The sequence below is a fragment of the Allobosea sp. NPDC003192 genome (assembly GCF_050275675.1).
Taxonomy (GTDB): domain Bacteria; phylum Pseudomonadota; class Alphaproteobacteria; order Rhizobiales; family Beijerinckiaceae; genus Allobosea.
On the sequence record NZ_JBNNPK010000027.1, the window covers coordinates 31,347 to 44,738 of the forward strand.

Annotated in this window: 15 protein-coding genes; 10 read left to right on the forward strand and 5 right to left on the reverse strand. The window is 66.8% G+C overall.

Annotation, left to right across the window (positions count from 1 at the left end; all coding sequences use genetic code 11):
• Positions 1-33: 33 nt before the first annotated feature.
• Both ACQKLX_RS26835 and ACQKLX_RS26840 read right to left on the reverse strand, forming a co-directional pair.
• Complete coding sequence (locus tag ACQKLX_RS26835) at positions 34-879, reverse strand: aminoglycoside phosphotransferase family protein (RefSeq protein WP_427364618.1); 846 nt, start codon at positions 877-879, stop codon at positions 34-36.
• A gap of 95 nt (positions 880-974) precedes the next feature.
• Positions 975-1,754 (reverse strand): SDR family NAD(P)-dependent oxidoreductase, encoded by a 780-nt coding sequence (locus ACQKLX_RS26840; RefSeq protein ID WP_427364619.1) that lies wholly within the window; start codon positions 1,752-1,754, stop codon positions 975-977.
• Positions 1,755-1,905: 151 nt separating this feature from the next.
• On the opposite strand from ACQKLX_RS26840, the gene ACQKLX_RS26845 reads away from it, so the two are divergent.
• The 3 genes from ACQKLX_RS26845 (at position 1,906) to ACQKLX_RS26855 (ending at position 2,938) form a co-directional block, all read left to right on the forward strand.
• Entirely contained in the window at positions 1,906-2,343 is a 438-nt protein-coding gene (locus tag ACQKLX_RS26845) for a DUF1489 family protein (RefSeq protein ID WP_137881131.1), read from the forward strand.
• 63 nt (positions 2,344-2,406) lie between these two features.
• Complete coding sequence (locus tag ACQKLX_RS26850; RefSeq protein WP_427364620.1) at positions 2,407-2,649, forward strand: type II toxin-antitoxin system ParD family antitoxin; 243 nt, start codon at positions 2,407-2,409, stop codon at positions 2,647-2,649.
• Entirely contained in the window at positions 2,642-2,938 is a 297-nt protein-coding gene (locus ACQKLX_RS26855) for a type II toxin-antitoxin system RelE/ParE family toxin (protein WP_427364621.1), read from the forward strand. Before ACQKLX_RS26850 ends, ACQKLX_RS26855 begins: the two co-directional genes overlap by 8 nt.
• Before the next feature lie 16 nt (positions 2,939-2,954).
• On the opposite strand, the gene ACQKLX_RS26860 is transcribed toward ACQKLX_RS26855, so the two are convergent.
• The gene (locus tag ACQKLX_RS26860; protein WP_427364622.1) at positions 2,955-3,482 is read right to left on the reverse strand and encodes a YcxB family protein; all 528 of its coding nucleotides are present in this window, start codon (positions 3,480-3,482) and stop codon (positions 2,955-2,957) included.
• A 17-nt stretch (positions 3,483-3,499) separates the two neighbouring features.
• A complete protein-coding gene (panC, locus tag ACQKLX_RS26865) occupies positions 3,500-4,348 on the reverse strand; it encodes a pantoate--beta-alanine ligase (RefSeq protein ID WP_427364623.1) in 849 nt (282 codons plus the stop codon).
• Between the two features lie 87 nt (positions 4,349-4,435).
• Between panC and ACQKLX_RS26870 the strand changes: the two genes are divergently transcribed.
• Together ACQKLX_RS26870 and ACQKLX_RS26875 are read left to right on the forward strand one after the other, a co-directional pair.
• Positions 4,436-5,185: a VWA domain-containing protein gene (locus ACQKLX_RS26870; RefSeq protein WP_427364624.1), complete on the forward strand. Its 750-nt coding sequence runs from the start codon at positions 4,436-4,438 to the stop codon at positions 5,183-5,185.
• Positions 5,182-5,910, forward strand: a complete 729-nt coding sequence (locus tag ACQKLX_RS26875; protein ID WP_427364625.1) for a DnaJ domain-containing protein — start codon at positions 5,182-5,184, stop codon at positions 5,908-5,910. Before ACQKLX_RS26870 ends, ACQKLX_RS26875 begins: the two co-directional genes overlap by 4 nt.
• Positions 5,911-5,927: 17 nt before the next feature.
• Here the strand turns inward: ACQKLX_RS26875 and ACQKLX_RS26880 are convergent, their stop codons facing one another.
• Complete coding sequence (locus ACQKLX_RS26880) at positions 5,928-7,541, reverse strand: SPOR domain-containing protein (RefSeq protein ID WP_427364626.1); 1,614 nt, start codon at positions 7,539-7,541, stop codon at positions 5,928-5,930.
• Between the two features lie 397 nt (positions 7,542-7,938).
• On the opposite strand from ACQKLX_RS26880, the gene ACQKLX_RS26885 reads away from it, so the two are divergent.
• The 5 genes from ACQKLX_RS26885 to ACQKLX_RS26905 all read left to right on the forward strand — a co-directional run bounded on the left by ACQKLX_RS26885 (position 7,939) and on the right by ACQKLX_RS26905 (position 13,022).
• Positions 7,939-8,283: a phasin family protein gene (locus tag ACQKLX_RS26885; protein ID WP_038118787.1), complete on the forward strand. Its 345-nt coding sequence runs from the start codon at positions 7,939-7,941 to the stop codon at positions 8,281-8,283.
• A gap of 195 nt (positions 8,284-8,478) precedes the next feature.
• On the forward strand, positions 8,479-9,564 hold the full coding sequence (locus ACQKLX_RS26890) for a Rieske 2Fe-2S domain-containing protein (protein WP_427364627.1): 1,086 nt from the start codon (positions 8,479-8,481) through the stop codon (positions 9,562-9,564).
• Positions 9,565-9,798: 234 nt separating this feature from the next.
• Positions 9,799-10,176: an ATP-dependent Clp protease adapter ClpS gene (clpS, locus tag ACQKLX_RS26895; protein ID WP_427364651.1), complete on the forward strand. Its 378-nt coding sequence runs from the start codon at positions 9,799-9,801 to the stop codon at positions 10,174-10,176.
• Between the two features lie 43 nt (positions 10,177-10,219).
• Positions 10,220-12,742 carry an ATP-dependent Clp protease ATP-binding subunit ClpA gene (gene clpA, locus ACQKLX_RS26900; RefSeq protein ID WP_427364628.1) on the forward strand — a complete coding sequence of 841 codons (2,523 nt, stop codon included), beginning with the start codon at positions 10,220-10,222 and terminating at the stop codon, positions 12,740-12,742.
• Between the two features lie 4 nt (positions 12,743-12,746).
• Positions 12,747-13,022: a hypothetical protein gene (locus ACQKLX_RS26905; protein WP_427364629.1), complete on the forward strand. Its 276-nt coding sequence runs from the start codon at positions 12,747-12,749 to the stop codon at positions 13,020-13,022.
• Positions 13,023-13,392 lie beyond the last annotated feature (370 nt).

Below are 13,392 nucleotides of genomic sequence, written 5' to 3' on the forward strand. Positions count from 1 at the left end.
GGTCTGCGCTGCGCTTCGCCCGAGAATGACGGGCTACAGGCAGTCCAACGCTGCAATCGCCCGTTCCGCCACGGCGAGGTTGATCTTCGCCAGCGGGTCATCGTCTTCGAGGAACCAGGCGGCGGAGAGCCCGCACCAGGCCAGGATCCATTTCAGCAGGCGCTCGCGCTCCAGCCCCGATTTCGCCAGTGCGATCTCCAGCCTGCGCTCGAACCGACCCGGGACTGTCGCGACCGGTGGCTCGGGATCGGCGAGGTCGGGATCGCAGAACAGGATGGTGTATTCGAAGGCGCGGTCGCCGATCACCGATTTCGGGTCGATGGCGAGCCAGCCCTTGGCTTCGAAATCGAGCACATTGTCATGGTGCAGGTCGGCATGCAGCGGGACGACCTCGCGCTGAGCCGGCAGGAGCTCGTTCGCCGCCGCGGCCGCGCGGGCGAGGATGCCGCCGCGCTCCTGCGCCATCGGGAACAGGTCCTTGAACCAGATCTCAAGCGGGATCAGGCCGGAGGGCGCCGGGCCGCGCGGCTTTTGCAGGGCGGCGATGGCGTCGCAGAGGATTGCGGTCGCCTCATCATCGCCGGCTGCGCCGCTGCGGGCCATGGCCGCGAGCGAGCGCGTGCCGGTGGCGCGCTCGATCAGCATCGCCTCGCCATGCTCGCTGCGAGCGAGGAGGCGGGCGGCCCCGTCGCCGTTCCAGTATTCCAGCGGCAGGTAGCCGCGTCGCTCGTCCTCGACCTCGGGCAGTTTCAGCATGGCCGGCCGGCCATCGAGCAGGACAGGCTGCAGCTGGCTGGCATGCGTCCTGATCGGCTGGCCGGCGGCTTCAAGATTCCAGCGGATCAGCCAGGGCGAAAAGACATCCGTAGGCATCGGCATCGTCAATCTCGGTTGGTCCGCGGTGCGCTCCGGGAGAGTTCGCCCTGCCATCCCGGATGCGTCGTTGCTGAGGTGCCGCGCAATTGCGTTGCGAGTTAGTCGGCAGCCCGGCCACGACCGATCAGCGGGAACTGTTCGACCTCGTAGATCTGGCCGGAGACGTGGCCGCTTTCTTCCGACAGCCAGAAGGCGGTGTGGGCGGCGATCTCGGCCGGTTGCATGATCTGGCCGAAGGGGGCGAATTCGAGCGGGACCTCCTTCTCCCAGCCCGGCTTCTTGCCCTCGCGCTGCTGCGTCGCATCTTCGTTGGCGGTGAAGGTCCAGCCGACATTGAGCTGGTTGACCCGGATATGCTCCCGCCCGAGCGTGTTGGCGAGGTTGCGCGTCATCGTCATCAGCGCGCCCTTCGACATCGAATAGACGGTCAGGTTGGAATTGCCGCACCAGGCGTTGATCGAGCCGACGGTGAGGATCGAGCCGCCCGATTTCTGCAGGCGAAAGGCGCGGATCGCCGCCTCGGCGCAGAGCAAGGGCGCGCGCGTGTTGATCGCGAACATATGGTCGAAGAAGGCGGCGGAGGTCTCGCCCAGCACGCCGCGCGGATAGATGCCGGCATTGTTGACGAGGCCGTCGATGCGGCCGAAGGCTTTTCGCGTCGCATCGACCAGCGCCTGTGCGGTTGCCGGCTCGGCAAGGTCGCCGATCGAACCGGCCGTCGCGGGACCGAGCTTGCGGCAGGCGGTGTCGACCTCGTTCTGCTCGCGGCCATGGATCAACACCTTGGCGCCCTCGGCGATCAGGCGTTCGGCCATCGCATAGCCGATGCCGGTCGAGGAGCCGGTGACGAGAATGGCCTTGCCTTGCAGTCCGCGCATGTCGTGTCTCCGTTCGGGTCGGTGGCCTTAGTAACCTGCACGAACGGCGCCGTCATGGCCGCGCTGGCGCCGGCCACCCCGGCTTGGCGCGGTTGTGGAGAAAGGCTGTGGGCTCTGGCGAGGCGCCTCAGTGAGGATTAGGTTGCCCGCCATGCCGCTCCATATCCTCAAGCTTTGCGTCGGCGCCGAATCGATCAGCGATCTCGAAGAATGGATCGCCGAGCGGCAGGCGCAGCGTCGCGCTCGCGGCGAGCCGGCGGAGCAGTTGCACACCACCCGCATGGTGCCGAAGCGGATCGAGGAGATCGTCAATGGCGGCTCGCTCTACTGGGTGATCAAGGGCCAGGTCTCGGCGCGCCAGCGCCTGATCGACATCCGCCCCTTCACCGATGGCGAGGGCATCGGTCGTTGCCATCTGGTGATGGAGCCGGTGGTGGTGCCGGTCGAGCCCAGGCCGTTCCGGCCGTTCCAGGGCTGGCGCTATCTCCAGGACAAGGATGCGCCGCGCGACATCGATGGCCGCAGCGGTGATCTCGGCGTCATGCCGGAGCAGATGCGGCGCGAGCTGGCGGAGCTGGGGCTGCTGTAGGCCAGCCGGCTGGCCGTTGTTACCAGAGTTTGGTATTCTTTGGTATCGATGCAGGGAAGCGGCATGTCAAAGAACACCTCGATCTCACTCGGCGAGCATTTCACCGATTTCGTCGGCGCTCAGGTCCAGAGCGGTCGCTATGGTTCGGCCAGCGATGTGGTGCGGGCTGGTTTGCGGCTTCTCGAAGAGCATGAGGCGAAAGTGAAGGCCCTGCGGGACGCGCTGATCGCCGGGGAGACGTCCGGCGAGCCTCAGCCTTTCGACAACGAGGCGTTCCTGGCGAAGATGCGGGCCAAGCATGGCTGAGAGCCGCGGCTACCGGCTCTATCCGCTCGCGCAGGCGGACCTCGAAGATATCTGGTCATACACCGCTTCGCGCTGGTCGCTGGAGCAGGCTGAGAGTTACCACGCTGCCATCATTGCCGCCTTCGAAGGCCTCGCTGCCGGGAGCAAGCAGGGACGCCTCAGCGATGTCCGGGACGGCTACTTCAAATACGCCGTCGGCTCTCATCTTGTGTTCTCCCGACACTTCGAGAGTGGCATCGACATCGTCCGAATCCTGCACCAGCGCATGGACGTGACGCGCCATTTGTGAGGAACTCGCTCTCCGCTCAAAGCGCTGCAAGCACCCGCTGCAAATCCGTGATCTGCTCAGTGGTCAACGCCCGTTTCGGCAGGATCTGGTAGCTGTAGTCCGAGATGAAGAACAGGAAGAGGTGCTTGTCCTCGCGGATCTTCATGTAGTCGCGCCACGGAATGTGGTTGCGCGCGCCGGGCTGCTCGGCCTCATAGGCTTCTTCGTCCCAGCTGGCCGAGACGGGCTTGCGGACAAGCTTGTCCTGCTTGAAGCGCCGGCGGATGACGAGCGGGCCGAGCGCGAGCGGTATGCCGAGGCTGAAGACGAGGATGGTCGCGACCATGACGAGCGCGATCGGCAGGAGATTCCCGCGCAATTCCGGCCACGGCATCCCGGCGGCAGAGAAGAAGCCGACGAAGGCCGCCATCCCGATGAACCAGAGCACGATCAGCCGGATGATGGTCTGCTTCTCACGGATTCCGCTGAAGGCGTGCAGACGCACGGCACGGCGAAGGTCGAGTTCGTCGAGCGTGAAGGTCGCTTTGCGGTCCGCAGAAGTCATCCGGTTGGTCTCGCTCCTCACACCCCAATGTTGTCGATCAGCCTGGTCCCGCCGATCCGCGCCGCGATCAGCAGGCGGATCGGGCCGTCGGCGCGCGAGGTCACCGGCGCCAGCGTGTCGGCATGGCGGGCTTCGAGATAGTCGAGCTCGAAGCCGGCGGTGATGATCTCGTTCTGCGCATCGGCGACGGCCTGGAAGAGCGGGTCGTCGTTGCGGATGCGGGCGGCGAGGGCCTGCATCACCCGATGGAGCGTCGGCGCCAAAGCGCGCTCGTCCGCGGAGAGATAGCGGTTGCGCGAGGACATGGCGAGGCCGTCGGGCTCGCGGAAGGTTGCCAGCGGCACGATCTTTATGCCGAGGTCGAGATCCCCCGCCATGCGCGTCACCACCTTGAGCTGCTGGTAGTCCTTCTCGCCGAAGACGGCGAAATCGGCCTGCGACTGCGTGAACAGCTTGCAGCAAACCGTTGCGACGCCTTCGAAATGCGTCGGGCGGAAGCGATCCTCCAGGCCGACCGCAGCCGGACCGAGCAGCAGCACGCGGCTGGCGAAGCCCGGCGGGTACATCTCCTCGACGGCCGGGAAATAGATCGCATCGGCGTTGGCCGCCTCGAGCTGGGCGCGGTCGCTGTCGAAGGTGCGCGGGTACTTCTTGAAGTCCTCGTGCGGCGCGAACTGCGTCGGGTTGACGAAGATCGAGACGATGACTCGGCGGGCATGCTTCTGCGCCTCGGTGACGAGCGCGATATGGCCTTCGTGCAGCGCGCCCATGGTCGGCACCAGCGCGACCTTCTCGCCGGCTGCATGCCAGGCCGCGACAGCCTCGCGCATCGCCTTGACCGTCTCGAACACCGCGACCTGCGACATAGCGCTTCTCCCTGAGGCTGCGCGACGGGTAGCAAATGCCGGCGGCGCGGCCAATATCTTCGGCATGAGCGAATCCCGGCGAAGAGCATGACGCGCGACAACGGCAAGCCAGTGGGCAAGGCGGGCGAAACGTGCCCGGCCGAGAGCGCTGCGCGCTCCAGGCCCGGCGAGATCGACCGTTTCCTCGCTTCGGCCAAGCAGCTCGCGCCGCTGGCGACCGGGCGGGCCGGGCGGCTCGTCTTCGCGCTCGATGCGACGATGAGCCGGCAGCCGACATGGGATCTCGCCTGCTCGCTGCAGGGTCAGATGTTCGAGGTCGCGGCCAGGACCGGCGGCCTTGCGGTCCAGCTCGTCTATTTCCGCGGCTTCGACGAATGCCGCGCCTCGGGCTGGCTCGGCGAGCCGCAGCGTCTGACCGGGTTGATGAACAAGATCGACTGCCGCGGCGGCCAGACGCAGATCGGCCGCGTGCTCAAGCATATCCGCGACGAGGAGCGGCGCGTGCCGATCCGCGCCTTCGTCTATGTCGGCGATGCGATGGAGGAGGATATCGACCGGCTCTGCGCGCTCGCCGGCGAACTCGGCCTGCGCGGCATCAAGGGGTTCATGTTCCAGGAGGGCGACGATCCGGATGCCAGCGCAGCCTTCGGCGAGATCGCGCGCCTGACCGGCGGCGCCCATGCGCGCTTCGACGTCAGTGCGCCGAACTCCCTGCTCGATCTGCTGCGCGGTGCCGCGGCCTATGCCAGCGGCGGGCGCGAGGCGCTACTGAAGCTTGCCGGGCAGAGCGCCGCGGCGCAGAGGCTGCTCACGGCGATGGAGGGCCGCAAGCCGTGACCCTGCTCTACGGTATCGCCACGCTGATCCTGCTCTGGTGGATCGCCAAGTTCTTCGCGGGAGCCGATCCGAAGAAACTCGTCAGGTTCGGCAAGATCGTCGGCGGCACGCTCTCGCTCGGCGTCGCAGCACTGCTGATGCTGCGTGGCCGGGCCGACATGGCGATTTTTCTCGGCGGACTCGGGGCCTGGCTGCTCGGCTGGAGCGCCTATGGTCCCGGCGGCCTGAAGATGCCGGAATGGGCGCGGGACTGGGGTGGGACCGGCTCGGCCGGGCGTTCCAAGGTCGCATCGAGCCTGCTGGAGATGGAGCTCGACCACGACAGCGGCGGCATCAGGGGCAAGGTGCTGGCCGGCGCCTTTACCGGGCGCGATCTCGACGATCTCACGCCTGTCGAACTCAGCGCGCTGCTGCGCGAATGCCTCGCCGGTGATCCCGACGGGGCGCGCCTGCTAGAGGCTTATCTCGACCGCCGGGCGCCCGGATGGCGTGAAGACGCTGATCGTCACCGCGACGCGGGGCAGCGCGGCCCGGCGCGCACGGGCGCGATGACGGACGAGGAGGCCTACGAGATCCTGGGGCTTCAGCCGGGGGCGGGCCAGGAGGCGATCCGCGAGGCCCATCGGGGCCTGATGAAGCGCATCCATCCGGATGCCGGCGGCACCAGCGGGCTTGCCGCTCGGGTCAACCAGGCCAAGGATACCTTGCTGAAAAAGCATGGTTGATCTCCTTTCCCAATCGGTCAGCTGCGGGTGGCGAAGCAGGAGAAGCCGCCGCGCTTGAGCTGGGCGCAGGCCTTCTCGGCGTCCTTGGACTCCTCGAAGCCGGCGAAGCGGGCACGGAACAGGGTGGCGCCGCCCTTCTCGACCTTCTCGGTGAAGGGCGAAGCGTCAGCGAGCGAGCCGGAGGCCTTGGCGCGGGCCCGGGCCAGGATGTCCTTGGCCTTGGCCTCGTCGTCAGTGGCGCCGAGCTGGATCACCCATTTCGAGGCGATCGCGGTTTTCTCGGCCGGCTTGGCTTCGGGAGCCTTGGCGGCATGCGCCACCTTGACCGGCAGCGGCGCCGGCTCGGGCAGGCGGGCCTCGATCTTCTTCGGCATGGGTTGCGCCTCGTCCTTCGCGGTCGGCTCTGCGAGCTTGGCGATCGAGGAGGTGGTGTCGACATTCGCCGGCGGACGCAGGACCTTGCCTTCGGCCGGCGCGGCGCCGATCGACCAGCGCATTGCCGACGGCGTCGTCGTCGCGGCGACCGGGCGCATATTGGAGAGGGCGAGCGCCTGGGCGCTGCCGCTCAAGGCGCGCGGCGGCGTGATCTGGGCGGTCGTCGTGGTCGCGGCATAGGCGCGGGCGGCGGCCGGCACTTCAGGCTCGGCGCGCGGGCGCGGCACCGGGATCGGCGTGGGCGCCGGGGCGGGCTCGGGCGCCTGGGCGACCACGGCCGGGCGAGCCGGCGGCTCGGGAACCGGGGCCGGAGCCCGGAAGCGCTCCTGCTGCGGCTCGGAGGCCTCGGCGATCATCGGGGCGCTGCGGCCGCCGGCGCTGGCGCGCGGCAGGCTGGCGAGGACGAGATCGGCCATGATCTTGTCGCGCGAGGCGCCGGAGCGGCCGCCGAGCACGATCGAGACGATCTGGCGGCCTTCCGTCTTGGCCGAGGTCATCAGGTTGAAGCCGGAGGCGCGGGTGTAGCCGGTCTTGATGCCGTCGACGCCCTCGATGCGGCCGAGAAGACGGTTGTGCCCGCGGATGGTGCGCGAACCGTACTGGAAGGAACGCATCTGGAAGAGCGGGAAATATTTCGGGAAGCGCTCCTGGATCGCCCGCGCCAGGATGGTGAGATCGCGCGCCGTGGTGATGTTCGGCGGCGAGTTCGGCAGGCCGTGCGGGTTGTAGAAGCGGGTCGAGTCCATGCCGAGCGCGCGCGCCTTGCGCGTCATCTGCTCGGCGAAGGCCTCTTCCGAGCCGGCGATGGCTTCGGCGACCACGACGGAGGAGTCGTTGGCCGAGAGGGTGATCATGCTCTTGATCGCGTCCTCGACCTCGATGGTCGAGCCGGCGCGCAGGCCGAGCTTGGTCGGCGGCTGCGAGGCCGCATAGGACGAGACCCTGAGTTCGGAATTCATGTTGAAGCGGCCGCGCTCCATCTGCTCGAAGAGCATGTAGAGCGTCATCACCTTGGTGAGCGAGGCCGGGATGCGGGGGGCATCCTCGTTGACGGCGTGCAATGTGCGGCCGGTCTTGGCGTCGACGACCATCGCCGCATAGGGCGGGGCGTAGCCACCGGTGACATGGCGCCGCTTCTTGCGCGCCGCCTCGGCAGGCGAAACCGTCGCGGTCAGCACGACGGCAGCAGCACTCACCAGCCCGATGAACGCAAGCCAGCGTCCGCGTCGGGAACCAACGCAACCAAAAGCCATGCAACTCGCCTCAACTAACCCACCCGTCCGTCGCAGGCTTTGCAGCGTGGCGCGAAGGACACAGATGCAGAGGTTAGGCGGATGCGGTTACGGAGCGGTTAAGCGCCGAAAGGCTTTCGCATGACCGTCACATATGGCGGTCAGGTTGCAAACCGTTGCCGGTGCACGCCGGGGGGCTCTGCGTTTGGTGCATTGCAGCGCGAGCTTGACTTTTATGTTGCGGTGCACAATATGAGTGAGCGCCCCGGTGATGGACCTTTTCATCTGACCTTGGGGGCACGGAACCCGGGCCATTCCGGCTCGTCAGCAGAGGCGGCGCATGAGCGCCGAAAGGGACACCATGATCCAGCAGTTCGAGACCATCCAGAAGGCCTCCAAAGAGAACGTCGACGCTGCCCTGAAGGCTTTCGGCGCCACCTCGAAGGGTGTGCAGGCTCTCGCCGTCGAGACCACCGACTACGCCAAGAAGTCGTTCGAGGCCGGCACGGCCGCGATCGAGAAGCTGGCCGGCGTCAAGACGCTCGACAAGGCGATCGAGATCCAGTCGGACTACGTCAAGACCGCTTTCGAGGGCTATGTCGCCCAGGTCACCAAGATCGGCGAGCTCTATGCCGCGATCGCCAAGGACGCCTACAAGCCGTTCGAGGGCATCGTCGCCAAGGCCGTCCCGACCCCGGCCAAGTGATTTCGGCGCGGCCGGCTGTGCCCGGCCGCAGCTGATCACCTGAGAATTTCAAGAAGCCCGGCCTCGGCCGGGCTTCTTTGCGTTTGGGCGCCGTGCTTCCGGACCGGCGTCGCGGCAATGCTGTTGCAACCAGCGAGCGGCTGCCTGCGCCCATCGCCATTCACCGGATGGCGGTGAGGTGAACCAGGAGCCGCAATGAGCCGTTCGACGATCGCCATGGATGCAGCGACCAGCGCGCAGGCGCCGCCGGCGAGCGAATTCCACGAGCCGCCGCGGGAGGCCTGGTACTGCGTCAGGAGCACCAGCAACCTGGCGACGGGCGCGATTGCGAGCGTGACCGTTCTTGGCGAGCAGATCGTGATCGGCCGCACCAAGCTTGGCGAGCTCTTCGCCTTGCGCGATCGTTGTCCCCATCGCGGTGCTCCCCTGTCCGAGGGCCGGTTCGACGGCGTCGCCATCACCTGCCCCTTCCATGGCTGGCGCTTCGGAGCCGATGGGCGCTGCAAGGCGATGCCGACGCTGGTCGAGGGCGACATCACCGATCCCGGGCAGGTCAAGGTCGGCGAGTTCCCGATCCGCGAGAGCGACGGGATCATCTGGCTCTATCCGGGAGCGCGACCGGAGCATGCGCCGCCGGTGCCGGCGCTGGCGCTGACCGGCCCTTCGCGCTGCCGCGTCGCGGTCTCGGTGCTGGTCGAGGCGTCATATGATCTCAGCGTGCTCAGCCTGATCGATCCCGGCCATGTCGGCTATGTCCATAATTCCTGGTGGTGGCGGCCGACGGCGACGGCGCAGGAAAAGGTCAAGGATTTCGAGCCGCTGCCCTTCGGTTTCCGGATGAAGGCGCACAAGGCGGCGGCGAATTCGCGCGGCTACCGGCTGCTCGGGCGGCCGCAGACCGAGGTCGACTTCCTGCTGCCGGGCCAGCGGATCGAGCGCATCCGCATGGGCGAGCGTTCCATCATCAACGCGACCTTCGCCACGCCGATCGATGCACGCTGGACGCTGCTCACCAATGTGCTGCTTTCGGACCTGCCGCAGCTCATGCCGCTCGCGCCGGTGATCGGCTGGGCGGCGCGTGCCTTCCTGCGCCAGGACCAGAGGATTCTCGAACTCGCCCAGCAGGGCCTGGAGCGCAAGCCGACCATGCTGTTGCTCGGGCAGGCCGACCGGCTGGCGCAATGGTATTTCCGCCTGAAGCGCGACTACGCCATGGCCCGCCGCGAGGGCGAGACTTTCACCAATGTGCTCACTCCCGAACGGCTGCGCTGGCGCACCTGAGACCGGCTGCAGCACCGCAAGCCTTTGGGAAGCCCGGCTATTCCTGGCCGGGTTTTGGTTCATCCCATTCAAAAATGGCGGTTCGCTGTGGCCTGCCACCGCAACGGGCTGGCGAAGCAGGGGAGACGCCTGTAAATTCGTGAGCGAAGCACTATCTTGAGGTCAGCCTTCGGGACGGACACCTTGAGCCAAGCAGCCACGACGCCGATCGATCAGGACCTGCCAGCCGGCCATATGCCGCGCGGGAACGCGTCCTCTTTTGTGCCGCGTCTGGCGTCAAAGCCGCGAGCGCCGTCCGGCCCGACCGACAGCGACCGCAGCGGAACCGGTACTGCGGTTCTGACCCGCACAAGGACGCGCAAGCCCAATCTCTATCGCGTGCTGATCCTCAACGACGATTACACCCCGATGGAGTTCGTGGTGCACGTGCTCGAACGGTTCTTCAACAAGGACCGGGAGGAGGCGACGCGCATCATGATGCATGTCCACCAGAATGGGGTCGGCGAATGCGGCGTCTTCACCTACGAGGTCGCGGAGACCAAGGTCACCTTGGTCATGGACCTCGCCCGCAAGCACATGCATCCGCTGCAATGCGTGATGGAGAAGAAGTAGCTTTGAACATCATCCTTTCGAAACTGGACTGGGAGCGCTGACCTTGCCGAGCTTCTCGCGCAGCCTCGAACAGGCGCTTCACCGGGCCCTCGCGCTCGCCAATGAGCGTCACCATGAATACGCGACGCTGGAACATCTGCTGCTGGCGCTGGTCGACGATCAGGACGCAGCCGCGGTGATGCGCGCCTGCAGCGTCGATCTCGACACGCTGCGCCGCAACCTCGTCGACTATATCGATGCGGAACTGACCAACCTCGTCACCGACGGACGTGACGATTCGAAGCCGACCGCCGGCTTCCAGCGCGTGATCCAACGCGCGGTGATCCATGTCCAGTCGTCCGGCCGCGAGGAGGTGACCGGGGCCAACGTGCTCGTGGCGATGTTCGCCGAGCGCGAAAGCCACGCCGCCTACTTCCTGCAGGAGCAGGACATGACCCGCTACGACGCGGTCAACTACATCAGCCACGGCATCGCCAAGCGCCCCGGCGCCAGCGAAAGCCGGCCCGTGCGCGGCGCCGAAGAGGAGCCGGAACAGCGCGAGCAGCGCAGCGAGCAGGCCAATGAGGGCGACAAGGACAAGAAGAAAAAGGAAAGCGCGCTCGACGCTTACTGCGTCAATCTCAACCGCAAGGCGCGCGACGGGCGCATCGATCCGCTGATCGGCCGTGAGGCCGAGGTGCAGCGCACGATCCAGATCCTCTGCCGCCGGCAGAAGAACAATCCGCTGCTGGTCGGCGACCCCGGCGTCGGCAAGACCGCGATCGCCGAGGGCCTGGCGCTCAAGATCGTGCGTGGCGAGGTGCCGGAGGTACTGGAGGACGCGACCGTCTTCTCGCTCGACATGGGCACGCTGCTCGCCGGCACGCGCTATCGCGGCGATTTCGAGGAACGCCTCAAGCAGGTGATGAAGGAGATCGAGCAGCACCCGAAGGCGATCATGTTCATCGACGAGATTCACACGGTGATCGGCGCCGGTGCGACCTCGGGCGGTGCGATGGACGCCTCGAACCTGCTCAAGCCGGCGCTGGCCTCGGGCTCGCTGCGCTGCATCGGCTCGACCACCTACAAGGAATACCGCCAGTATTTCGAGAAGGACCGGGCGCTTGTGCGCCGCTTCCAGAAGATCGACGTCAACGAGCCGTCGGTCCCGGACACGATCGAGATCCTGAAGGGGCTGAAGCCCTATTTCGAGGAGTTCCACAAACTGCGCTACACCAACGACGCCATCAAGGCGGCGGTGGAGCTCTCGGCACGCTACATCCATGACCGCAAGCTGCCCGACAAGGCGATCGACGTGATCGACGAGACGGGCGCCTCGCAGATGCTGGTGACCGAGGCCAAGCGCAAGAAGACGATCGGCGTCAAGGAGATCGAGGCGGCGATCGCGACGATGGCGCGCATCCCGGCCAAGACCGTCTCCAAGGACGATGCCGAGGTGCTGCGCAATCTCGAGACCACGCTGAAGCGCACCGTCTACGGCCAGGAGAAGGCGATCGAGGCGCTGTCCTCCTCGATCAAGCTCGCCCGTGCCGGTCTGCGCGACGGCGAGAAGCCGATCGGTTGCTATCTCTTCGCCGGCCCGACCGGTGTCGGCAAGACCGAGGTGGCGCGCCAGCTCTCCTCCTCGCTCGGCGTCGAGCTCGTGCGCTTCGACATGTCGGAATACATGGAGCGGCACACCGTCTCCCGGCTGATCGGCGCGCCTCCCGGCTATGTCGGATTCGACCAGGGCGGCCTGCTGACGGACCAGATCGACCAGCATCCGCATTGCGTGCTGCTGCTCGACGAGATCGAGAAGGCCCATCCCGACCTGTTCAACATCCTCCTGCAGGTGATGGACCACGGCAAGCTGACCGACAACAACGGCAAGCAGGTCGATTTCAGGAACGTCATCCTGATCATGACCACCAATGCCGGCGCAGCCGACATGGCCAGGAACGCCTATGGCTTCACCCGCCAGAAGCGCGAGGGCGACGATACCGAGGCGATCAACAAGCTGTTCGCGCCGGAGTTCCGCAACCGGCTCGACGCGACGATCTCCTTCGGCCACCTGCCGAAGACGGTCGTGGCGCGCGTCGTCGACAAGTTCGTGCTGCAGCTCGAGGCCCAGCTCGCCGACCGCAACGTCACCATCGAGCTCTCGGACGAGGCGCGCGAATGGCTGGTCGACAACGGCTATGACGAAGCGATGGGTGCGCGGCCGATGGCCCGCCTGATCCAGCAGACGATCAAGACGCCGCTGGCCGACGAGGTGCTGTTCGGCCGGCTCAAGAACGGCGGCGCGGTCAAGGTGGTGGTGATCCAGTCCGAGACCGGCATCAAGGTGCTCGGCCTCGAATTCCCCGATGGGCCGGTGAAGCCCAAGCCGGAGAAGGACGTCGCCGCCGCGGCCGAGAAGCGCACGCGCAAGCCGCGGGCTAAGGGGGCAGCCAGAACACCGGGCAAGGCCAAGGCTGCTTCGTCCGGCGGCGGGTCGAAGCGCGGCCCGAAGCCGGATGCCCCGGTCGAGCCGCCCAAGGCGCGCAGCGTCCGTACCGTCCCGAAGGTTCCGTTGACCAAGGCCTGATCCGGTGTTCTTCAAGCGCAAATCGGAAAGCGTCTGGGCGCAAGAGGGGGAGGTCGCCGCAGAAGCGGCCGCTCCCGCGCCCAAGGAAAAGCTCGGCTGGTTCGAGAAGCGGGCGCGCCGGCGGCGCCGGCGCATCGTCTTCGAGGAGGTGCTGGGCTGGATCCTGGTCCCGGCCTTCCTCTATCTGCTCTATCTCGGCTATCGCGCCGTCGGCGGCATACCGAAGGAAGCAATGGACTTCTTCCAGGAGCTGATCGGGCTCGCGATGAAGAGCGTCTGATCCGGCTTGCGCCGGATGCAGGGCTGGCCCGCTGTGTAGGGGCTGTCATGCTCCCGGTGCGATGCGCTTTAAGCGAAACGGCCCGCAGCAGTTGCGGGCCGCGTTTCGTTTCAGCCGGCCCGATGATCCGATCCTCCCGCCATAGGCAGAGTTCAGAGGAGCCGCTTGAGCTTCAAGCGCGTTCCCTTCCCCCCGCCTGCGGTGGGGAAGGGTTGGGGATGGGGGGCGGAAAGGCGGGGCTCGGGACTTCTTCCAGCTCTCATCGGGCGGCACAGCCCCCCGCCCAACCCTCCCCACCGCAAGCGAGGGAAGGGCTTGAGCTCGGCCGTGACGGCAGAGCCTTCCGACAACAGATTGCGTTGGCTCAGGC

What these genes read in the sequence shown, in the direction of transcription:
- ACQKLX_RS26840 (WP_427364619.1), bottom strand. Translation starts at nt 1,754, where the DNA reads ATGCGCGGACTGCAAGGCAAGGCCATTCTCGTCACCGGCTCCTCGACC.
- ACQKLX_RS26885 (WP_038118787.1), top strand. Translation starts at nt 7,939, where the DNA reads ATGATCCAGCAGTTCGAGACCATCCAGAAGGCCTCCAAAGAGAACGTC.
- ACQKLX_RS26860 (WP_427364622.1), bottom strand. Translation starts at nt 3,482, where the DNA reads ATGACTTCTGCGGACCGCAAAGCGACCTTCACGCTCGACGAACTCGAC.
- ACQKLX_RS26835 (WP_427364618.1), bottom strand. Translation starts at nt 879, where the DNA reads ATGCCGATGCCTACGGATGTCTTTTCGCCCTGGCTGATCCGCTGGAAT.
- ACQKLX_RS26850 (WP_427364620.1), top strand. Translation starts at nt 2,407, where the DNA reads ATGTCAAAGAACACCTCGATCTCACTCGGCGAGCATTTCACCGATTTC.
- panC (WP_427364623.1), bottom strand. Translation starts at nt 4,348, where the DNA reads ATGTCGCAGGTCGCGGTGTTCGAGACGGTCAAGGCGATGCGCGAGGCT.
- clpS (WP_427364651.1), top strand. Translation starts at nt 9,799, where the DNA reads ATGCCGCGCGGGAACGCGTCCTCTTTTGTGCCGCGTCTGGCGTCAAAG.
- ACQKLX_RS26870 (WP_427364624.1), top strand. Translation starts at nt 4,436, where the DNA reads ATGACGCGCGACAACGGCAAGCCAGTGGGCAAGGCGGGCGAAACGTGC.
- ACQKLX_RS26855 (WP_427364621.1), top strand. Translation starts at nt 2,642, where the DNA reads ATGGCTGAGAGCCGCGGCTACCGGCTCTATCCGCTCGCGCAGGCGGAC.
- ACQKLX_RS26890 (WP_427364627.1), top strand. Translation starts at nt 8,479, where the DNA reads ATGAGCCGTTCGACGATCGCCATGGATGCAGCGACCAGCGCGCAGGCG.
- ACQKLX_RS26845 (WP_137881131.1), top strand. Translation starts at nt 1,906, where the DNA reads ATGCCGCTCCATATCCTCAAGCTTTGCGTCGGCGCCGAATCGATCAGC.